General features: G+C 37.4%; 7 protein-coding genes and 1 pseudogene. 2 read left to right on the top strand and 6 right to left on the bottom strand.

Annotated features, from left to right (window positions below):
• Together BLS35_RS28265 and BLS35_RS27255 are read right to left on the bottom strand one after the other, a co-directional pair.
• Positions 1 to 104, bottom strand: a pseudogene (locus tag BLS35_RS28265) (transketolase family protein); the annotation flags it as partial.
• Between the two features lie 2 nt (positions 105 to 106).
• Positions 107 to 973 carry a transketolase gene (locus BLS35_RS27255; protein ID WP_256375334.1) on the bottom strand — a complete coding sequence of 289 codons (867 nt, stop codon included), beginning with the start codon at positions 971 to 973 and terminating at the stop codon, positions 107 to 109.
• Between the two features lie 400 nt (positions 974 to 1,373).
• Here BLS35_RS27255 and BLS35_RS27250 point away from each other — a divergent pair, with 400 nt between their 5' ends.
• Complete coding sequence (locus tag BLS35_RS27250) at positions 1,374 to 2,657, top strand: sugar MFS transporter (RefSeq protein WP_090787846.1); 1,284 nt, start codon at positions 1,374 to 1,376, stop codon at positions 2,655 to 2,657.
• 193 nt (positions 2,658 to 2,850) lie between these two features.
• A complete protein-coding gene (locus BLS35_RS27245) occupies positions 2,851 to 4,422 on the top strand; it encodes a response regulator (RefSeq protein WP_090787843.1) in 1,572 nt (523 codons plus the stop codon).
• Here the strand turns inward: BLS35_RS27245 and bcp are convergent.
• From bcp to BLS35_RS27225, 4 genes are all read right to left on the bottom strand, one after another.
• Complete coding sequence (gene bcp, locus BLS35_RS27240) at positions 4,391 to 4,852, bottom strand: thioredoxin-dependent thiol peroxidase (protein ID WP_090787840.1); 462 nt, start codon at positions 4,850 to 4,852, stop codon at positions 4,391 to 4,393. The two genes, BLS35_RS27245 and bcp, sit on opposite strands and share 32 nt — an antisense overlap.
• 5 nt (positions 4,853 to 4,857) lie before the next feature.
• Positions 4,858 to 6,582: a M23 family metallopeptidase gene (locus BLS35_RS27235; protein WP_090787838.1), complete on the bottom strand. Its 1,725-nt coding sequence runs from the start codon at positions 6,580 to 6,582 to the stop codon at positions 4,858 to 4,860.
• A gap of 5 nt (positions 6,583 to 6,587) precedes the next feature.
• On the bottom strand, positions 6,588 to 7,199 hold the full coding sequence (locus tag BLS35_RS27230) for a fumarylacetoacetate hydrolase family protein (protein ID WP_090787835.1): 612 nt from the start codon (positions 7,197 to 7,199) through the stop codon (positions 6,588 to 6,590).
• 105 nt (positions 7,200 to 7,304) lie between these two features.
• Entirely contained in the window at positions 7,305 to 7,820 is a 516-nt protein-coding gene (locus tag BLS35_RS27225) for a T9SS type A sorting domain-containing protein (RefSeq protein WP_254779169.1), read from the bottom strand.
• Positions 7,821 to 7,896 lie beyond the last annotated feature (76 nt).

The raw sequence follows: 7,896 nt of genomic DNA, 5'->3' as shown, positions 1-7,896 counted from the left end.
GCACAAAGTGCTACGACTTCAGGGTTCTTTTTTCCTGCTTCAAGCAATCCAGCTCCAAAGCCAGAGCGTGTATCTTTTTTTTCAGTGTATGTATACTTCTTCATGCTTAATAATCTTTAAGGGTAGTACTTAATTGAGCTAAGGCAGCCGCAAGCTGTTCATCGTTAGGAGCTACGCCATGCCATTTGTGCGATCCCATCATGAAATCAACACCAGCACCCATTTGCGTACTCATTAAGTTTAAAATTGGTTTCCCTTTACCCGTTAATGATTTAGCGTAGTGTAATGCCTTAGTAATTGCATCCATATCGTTACCATCAGAATTGATCACATGCCATCCAAAAGCTTCAAATTTAGCTTGAAGGTTTTCCAGAGATAATACTTTTTCTGTTGGGCCATCTATTTGCTGACCATTATAATCGATTGAAGCAATCAGGTTGTCTACTTTATTATGGGGAGCATACATAATGGCTTCCCAGTTTTGACCTTCTTGTAATTCACCATCTCCAAGTAAAACAAATACAAGTGAATGATCTTTATTTAATTTTTTAGCCTGAGCCGCACCGATAGCAACAGACATGCCTTGACCTAAAGAGCCAGATGCGATTCTGATACCAGGAAGTCCTTCATGAGTTGTTGGGTGACCTTGTAATCTTGAGTTTAACTTTCTGAAAGTAGCCAGTTCGCTTACTTCAAAATAACCTGATCGGGCCAATACGCTGTAAAAAACTGGCGAAATGTGTCCGTTTGAAAGAAAAAACAAATCTTCGCCTTTTCCATCCATCTTAAAATCAGTAGAGTGGTTCATGATTTCAAAATACAATGCAGTCATAAAATCTGCACATCCTAATGATCCACCCGGATGACCCGATTGGCAGGCATGTACCATTCTAACAATATCCCTTCTTACTTGAGCAGCGATATCCTCTAATTCACTTATTTTATGTTTCATTAATTGGGGTTGTTGATTAATATGGCAAATGTAATTAAAAATACATTGGGCTGTATCCAAATTGCCGTCTTCTTGTTGTTGATCACAGGCCCTTATTTGAATTGATACTTATAATCAGGGTTAAATCTCCTTATCTGCTCAAAATGTAGCGTTTGTGCATGTAGAATATTAAAACAAACGTTTGTGCAGAAAAAATTAAGTCTTAATAGTTAATAATAAAGTTGCATCAGCTGTAATTGGAGTCAACTCAATTGTTTTTAGCTATAATCTTTCATTAAAACAACCGTTTGCGCTGATAAATAGTCTAACTATATTTTAATTAAGCATGGAATTCAATGAAAATTTATATTTTTAGAGCTTGAAGTTTTTAAAATAGTTAAAGAAGTAAGCATCACACAAAATTAAATCATTAAACTTAATCATGACAAACCAAACAAAATCGTCAGTAATTTCTCCCATTGTAACGATTGGAGCTTTGTTCTTTATTTTTGGCTTTGTAACCTGGGCCAATAGTACATTAATCCCATTTTTAAAACTTGCTTGTGGTCTTAAAACCGATTTCGAGGCTTTTCTTGTTACTTTTGCATCTTACATTGCTTATTTCTTTTTAGCGTTACCATCTTCATGGATACTTAAAAAACTTGGATTTAAGAATGGATTAGTTATTGGTTTGATTGTATTGGGCGTAGGTTCTCTTGTTTTTATCCCTGCCGCAAGTTCAAGAAGTTTCGGTTTGTTTTTAACTGGGATTTTTATCCAGGGTGCAGCTTTATCTTTATTACAAACAGCTTCTAATCCATACATCAGTATCATTGGTCCCATAGAAAGTGCTGCAAAGCGCATTAGTATCATGGGCTTGTGTAATAAGTTTGCAGGCATCATCGTACCGATTATCATGGGCACCTTGTTCCTTAAGAATGCTTCCGGTATCGAAGCTAAAATTAATGATGTGACCACAACTGTTGCCCAAAAAGAAGCATTGCTTGCCGAAGTTTTAGGACGTGTTTATACACCATATATTGTGTTAGCAATCGTATTTGTTGCTTTTGCATTATTTATTAAATATTCACATTTACCAGAGGTAGATGTAGATAAAGAAGAAGTGATTGAGGGTGAAGACATCAAAACTGCTAAAACTTCTATTTTTCAGTTTCCGCACTTGTTTTTAGGTGCATTCTGTATTTTCGTTTATGTGGCTGCTGAAGTAATGGCAGGCGATATTATTGGTGTTTACGGTAAAGAATTAGGCATTAGTCCTGATATCAGTAAATACTTTACGACACTAACCTTAACCAGTATGTTAGTCGGTTATTTTATCGGTATTGCTACCATTCCTAAATACATAACTCAACAGGCGGCCCTTAAAATCTGTGCAATCACAGGGGTGATCTTTGTTTGTGCAGCTTATTTTACTGATGGTTATACCTCCGTAATATTTGTAGGTCTCTTGGGTTTAGCAAACTCTTTAATGTGGCCAGCTATTTTTCCACTAGGTATCAAAGGCTTGGGTAAATTCACCAAAACCGGTTCTGCCATCATGATTATGGGTATTGCCGGTGGTGCCATCTGGCCTTTAATTTATGGTTATTTAAAAGATTATGCAGGTATGCATTTTCAACTGGCATTTTTTGTTAGTGTATTACCTTGTTATTTATACATCTGGTTTTTTGCAGTATCTGGACATAAAGTCGGAAAGAAAGCATAAACCGCTCATTATAGCTTAAAGAGGGGCTGCATCATGTAAATGATGCAGCCCTTTTTTGTTGCAAAGGCTCACTGGGACAGTTATTTTACACCTTTTTTTGAACAAAATGAACAGTCTGAATAGCACCTGTAGTGCCTATTTTTATTGCGTATTTAAAATACTGGGGGTTTAAAATATTTAACGCGTTCCATTTATGGTTATTTCCACTTTACTAAAGAGGTTGAACGATGTCTCGATTTCAAGGAAATTGTATTTCATCATAGTCATCATTGCTTTATTAGGTTTTGTTGGGCTTTATGCCTCTGGATTTGCAATAGCTCCTCTGCCGGTACTTTCATTGGTATTAGCTACAATTGGTGTGTTTATCGTAATTACCCTCAATCGAAGCCTGATTGAGGATCTCAATGGCATTACTAAGGGCGTTGCTCTGGTTACAAAAGGAAGTTTTAAAGCCAGGGTCCATGTTTATTCCCGACATGAGGTAGGAGTTTTAGCAATGGCCTTTAATGACATGGCCAATACTTTTGAACAAAAGATTGTTGAACTTAAGCTTACTGAAGAAAATCTAATTCGGGAGAAGGAGCGGGCCGAGCATTTCGAAAAAGCAAAAAAGCATTTCCTCGTAAATATGAGTCATGAAATCAGAACCCCTATGAATGCCATATTGGGATTTGCTAGATATTTACAGGAATCATTAACAGAGAAAGACCAGCAGGAATCGATTAAGATGATCGTAAAATCGGGAGAACATTTGTTGGCAACATTAAATGATATTCTCGATCTCTCCAATATTGAAACAGGTGAAGTTAGTTTTATGAAACTGCCATTTAATTTAAGAGATGCTGTGGCGGCTATCTACCAGTTAATGGAGTCTAATGCAAAACAAAAAAAAATTGGCCTAAGCTACAGTCTGGATGATAATATTCCAGACTGTATTATATACGGGGATTCGGTTAGACTTTCCCAAATTCTGTTAAGTCTAACCTCCAATGCGCTTAAGTTTACTGAATATGGTCATGTTTCTATAACAGCTAAGGCAGTCTCAGATGATGACGATGAGCGAATTGCAATTGAGTTTAGGGTTAAGGATACAGGGATAGGTATACCTATTGAAAAGCGGGACAAAATTTTTGAGCCTTTTGAGCAGGGAACAAATCACATGACCCGAAAATTTGGGGGTACAGGAATTGGTCTAAGCATTGTAAAACACTTAATCACAATGCAACATGGCGAAATTAATGTAGATAGTGTTCCTAATCAAGGTTCAGAGTTTTGTGTTAAATTGTCGTTTTTTAAAACGAATCTCTGTAAGGATCGCTGGGATGGGCAGCATAACAAAGATCTAACTTCGAGCGCTGATGTAACGTCCGGGAAGGGGATAAGAGTTTTGATTGTCGAGGATAATGCAATAAATCAGCTACTGGTCATTAAACTATTGCAGAAACATGGTTATGAAACTACCGTAGCCGAGAATGGTGAAATCGCCTTGCATAAGTATAGTGCTGCAGATTTTGATATCATATTAATGGATTTGCAGATGCCTGAAATGGATGGATATGAAGCGACTGTTCATATCCGCAATATGGAATCATATAAAAAGGACGTGCCAATTGTAGCAATGACTGCCCATACGATTAAAGGTGAGATGGAAAAGTGCCTTTCTATTGGCATGAATGATTATATTTCAAAACCCTTTCATGCCAATGAATTATACGAAAAGATCAGCAGTTTAGTTAAGGAAGTAATTCCAATACCTGAGCGGTAGGGTTTTTCGTGTCAACCTTTTTGATGATATGCGCAATTACACCATTTTCATCAATAACAAAAGTTGTTCTGTTTGTTCCCATGTATTTCTTGCCATACATATTCTTTTCACCCCAAACGCCGTAATCCGTTACAATTTTCTTATCGGTATCCGCTAGTAGTGGAAATGGTAGACTATATTTAGTTATAAATTTTTGATGAGACTTCTCATCATCCACGCTTACGCCTAAAACTACAATTCCCTTAGCCATTAATCCCTGATAGTTATCTCTGAAGTCGCATGCCTCAGCTGTACAGCCCGGAGTGTTATCCTTAGGGTAAAAATATAGAACAACGGTTTTTCCGATAAACTGATCAAGTGTTATCGTATTTCCATCCTGATCTTTGGCAGAAATAGCGGGTGCTTTTTGACCTTCTTTAAGTTCGCTCATAATGTCTATTTGTAAAAAGTAATTGAATAGTTTTTGATGTTGTCTTTCATGTCAATAACAATGATCTCCAACGTATGTTTTCCCGGCGTAGTTCGCTCATCAAAGGTGTGCCATAAACTGGCCGATTTAGCATCAAACTCCATTAAAATCCATTTGCCATCAATGTAGCCATTAAAGCTTTTGATACCTGATAGGTTGTCTCTGATTTTAAACGACATTTTGCTGATCCCTGCCATACTTTTGCCCTCAGCAATGTTAATTGGCGTAACGGTAGGAGGTATCGTATCTATGGCTATAAAAAAGCTTCCAAAGTTGCGTGGTGTAGCTTTTACATATCCGTTTTCAAAATATCCACCTTGTGATGATCTGGCTGCGTTTACAATCAAAGCCTTTTCTTTGTATTTAGTTAAAGCACTATCTGCTTTTATCCAAAGGTCAAAACCAGCATGTAGTGGAGTAAGGTTATTGTGGATCTGATGTAAGGCCGAGTAGGCATTACCAACAGGCTTAGGAAGCCTTTTATAAACAAAGCTTAAATCGTTGTACAAGCTTCCCTTAGGGATCACAACCTTTACTTCTCCATTGTTAAATTCGTTTACAGTGTTGTAGGCAAAGTTTAAAGCACCTGGAGTTTCTGCTGGAGTATTGATTGTCGCTTTTGCATCAGCCTGTACATTAAAGGCGAGTACACTTTTGTTACCCTTGCCGTCAGTAATGGTATATTTTAGTTGATGCAGTTTTCCATCGCTAAATTCCATCCTTCCATTGTTTATCAAATTGTAGTAAATTTTTAATGGATTACCTGGATCCACAAAGCTCTTCTGAATGCTTTTCTTTGTATTAATGTAAGTAGGATAATCAATATGTGAGTTAATGGCCTTACTGTTTTCAAAAGAAAATTTCTCCAATGCCGAGGTGTAAATCGTTTGACCATCCAATGCTAACTCTATAGAATAAACACCATTGGTGCCAGATGCACCATTGTGCTTATCCGTAGTGATGATGCCAAACCCTACTTCACCACCAAGGTTAATGGTATTTACTTTATTTAGATGGTAGGTGCCGTCAGCTCCCAGAACTTGAAAGTACTGTTTTGGGGTAAACTCATTAAAAGGCTTTTTGTTTAAGCGATATACATACATCGAATAAATTACAGGGGGGATGTTGTCCTGGATCTGAAGGCCAAACAATAGCGGGTTGATTGTAGCTTCGGTTCTGGTATCTCTGATCTCAAAATGAAGATGAGGTCCTCCAGAGCTACCTGTATTTCCTGTATAAGCAATCAGGTCGCCTTTGCGTACAGGGATAAATTGCGCATTAGGGAATTCATCAATCTCGTAAGACTTTTTCTGATATTGAATTGCTTTAACTTGCTGTGCTATTTTGGGCCCAAATCGTTGTAGGTGTCCGTAAACAGAAGTATAACCATTTGGGTGGTTTATATATAACGCTAAGCCAAAGCCGCTGTTCTGAACGCGTAAACGTGAAATGTAACCATCGGCAATCGCATAAACTGGGTAGCCTTCCCGTTGATTGGTGCGATAATCCATTCCCGAGTGAAAATGATTGCCGCGAAGCTCACCAAAAGAACCTGCCAGGGCAGGAGGTACAATGTCTAAGGGCGGCCTGAAGTCTACCAAAGGATATTTGTTATTGCTAAAAATTTGCTGACTGTACGAGTTTAATGAAAATAAGACTGTAAGAAGCAGGAGTATATACTTTTTAATCATTAACGCTATTTTATATCAAAATCAAGTAGTTGTTTTCCTTGTAACCAAGCTTCCAGTTTATCACCTTGGTGTACTTGTCCGACACCTTCAGGCGTTCCTGTAAAAATAAGGTCTCCTTTTTTTAAGGTGATGTAGCGCGATACGAAAGCAATGATTTTTTCATAGGAAAATATCATGCGCTTTGTATTCCCATTTTGTCTGCTGCTACCATTGATCTTTAATTCGAAGGGCAGATCGTATATGTTTTCAAATTCCGTTTTAGGAACGAAACTGCTAATTGCTGCCGAATTGTCGAAAGCTTTTGCGAGTTCCCATGGAAGTCCTTTTGCCTTATGAGCCGTCTGAATATCGCGCGCTGTAAAGTCTATACCTAAACCAAGTTCTTCGTAATATTTATGCGCAAATTTTTCTGAAATGTGTTTTCCCTCCTTACTTATTTTTAGGACAACTTCAAGCTCATAATGAATGTCTGAGGAAAAATCAGGAATATAAAATGGTTTGTTGTCTTTTAACGCAGCTGTATCCGGTTTTAGAAATATGACTGGACTATCAGGGATGGGGTTGTTTAATTCTTTGGCGTGTTCGGCATAGTTGCGTCCTATGGCAATTATCTTCATGCTGTGGATGTGTATTTTAAATGATGTAGCTAACAAGGATTAAGCCACGATGTTTTCTGGTATCAAAAATACGAAAGAAATAAGAGGATACAAGGTTTAGAATCTTTATAAAACGGAAATACGTTTCACAATAGTTTCAGTGCCTGACATGATTTTAAGGAAATAAATACCGCTATTTAAACGGTTTGGGATGGTGTAACTCTTTGTCTGTTCGCCGGCTGGCACGCGCTCATTAGAAAGTGTGACGATCTCATTACCCAATAGATCCATGATTTTAACAGAAAGGTTAGATTCTCTGTCTATGCGCAGAATCAAGTTGATCTGATCATCAACAGGATTAGGATACACTTTCAGAACAGTCAGAATCTTTTCTTGTTTAAGGTTGTTGGCATTCTTATTGGCAGAAATGATGTCGTTGTATTGAACATATCCAAAATTGTATTTTGGCTTATAAGTAGTTACACTTCCTTTGATCTGAGGCGTTTTATTGATCTTTTTCGCCCTGATACCAACAGATGAACTGTCTGTCTTTTGACCGAAAACACTAACGCTGCACAAAACACTCATGCATAATATGCAGGAAATGCTCAAGAGGCGTGCGACTTTTCGTTGTATCTTCATGTTTGGTATTGCCAAAAATATAAATAATTAAATAAAAAAATCAATCATTTTGTTTACTATTTTCATATTTAACAAT

This window comes from Pedobacter sp. ok626 (genome assembly GCF_900100435.1).
Classification (GTDB): domain Bacteria; phylum Bacteroidota; class Bacteroidia; order Sphingobacteriales; family Sphingobacteriaceae; genus Pedobacter.
The sequence above is the reverse complement of the archived record's forward strand: the minus strand, read 5'-3'. Positions and strand labels throughout refer to the sequence as shown.

Coding starts and splice junctions, on each gene's coding strand:
- BLS35_RS27250 (WP_090787846.1), top strand. CDS start 1,374: ATGACAAACCAAACAAAATCGTCAGTAATTTCTCCCATTGTAACGATT.
- BLS35_RS27245 (WP_090787843.1), top strand. CDS start 2,851: ATGGTTATTTCCACTTTACTAAAGAGGTTGAACGATGTCTCGATTTCA.
- bcp (WP_090787840.1), bottom strand. CDS start 4,852: ATGAGCGAACTTAAAGAAGGTCAAAAAGCACCCGCTATTTCTGCCAAA.
- BLS35_RS27235 (WP_090787838.1), bottom strand. CDS start 6,582: ATGATTAAAAAGTATATACTCCTGCTTCTTACAGTCTTATTTTCATTA.
- BLS35_RS27230 (WP_090787835.1), bottom strand. CDS start 7,199: ATGAAGATAATTGCCATAGGACGCAACTATGCCGAACACGCCAAAGAA.
- BLS35_RS27225 (WP_254779169.1), bottom strand. CDS start 7,820: ATGAAGATACAACGAAAAGTCGCACGCCTCTTGAGCATTTCCTGCATA.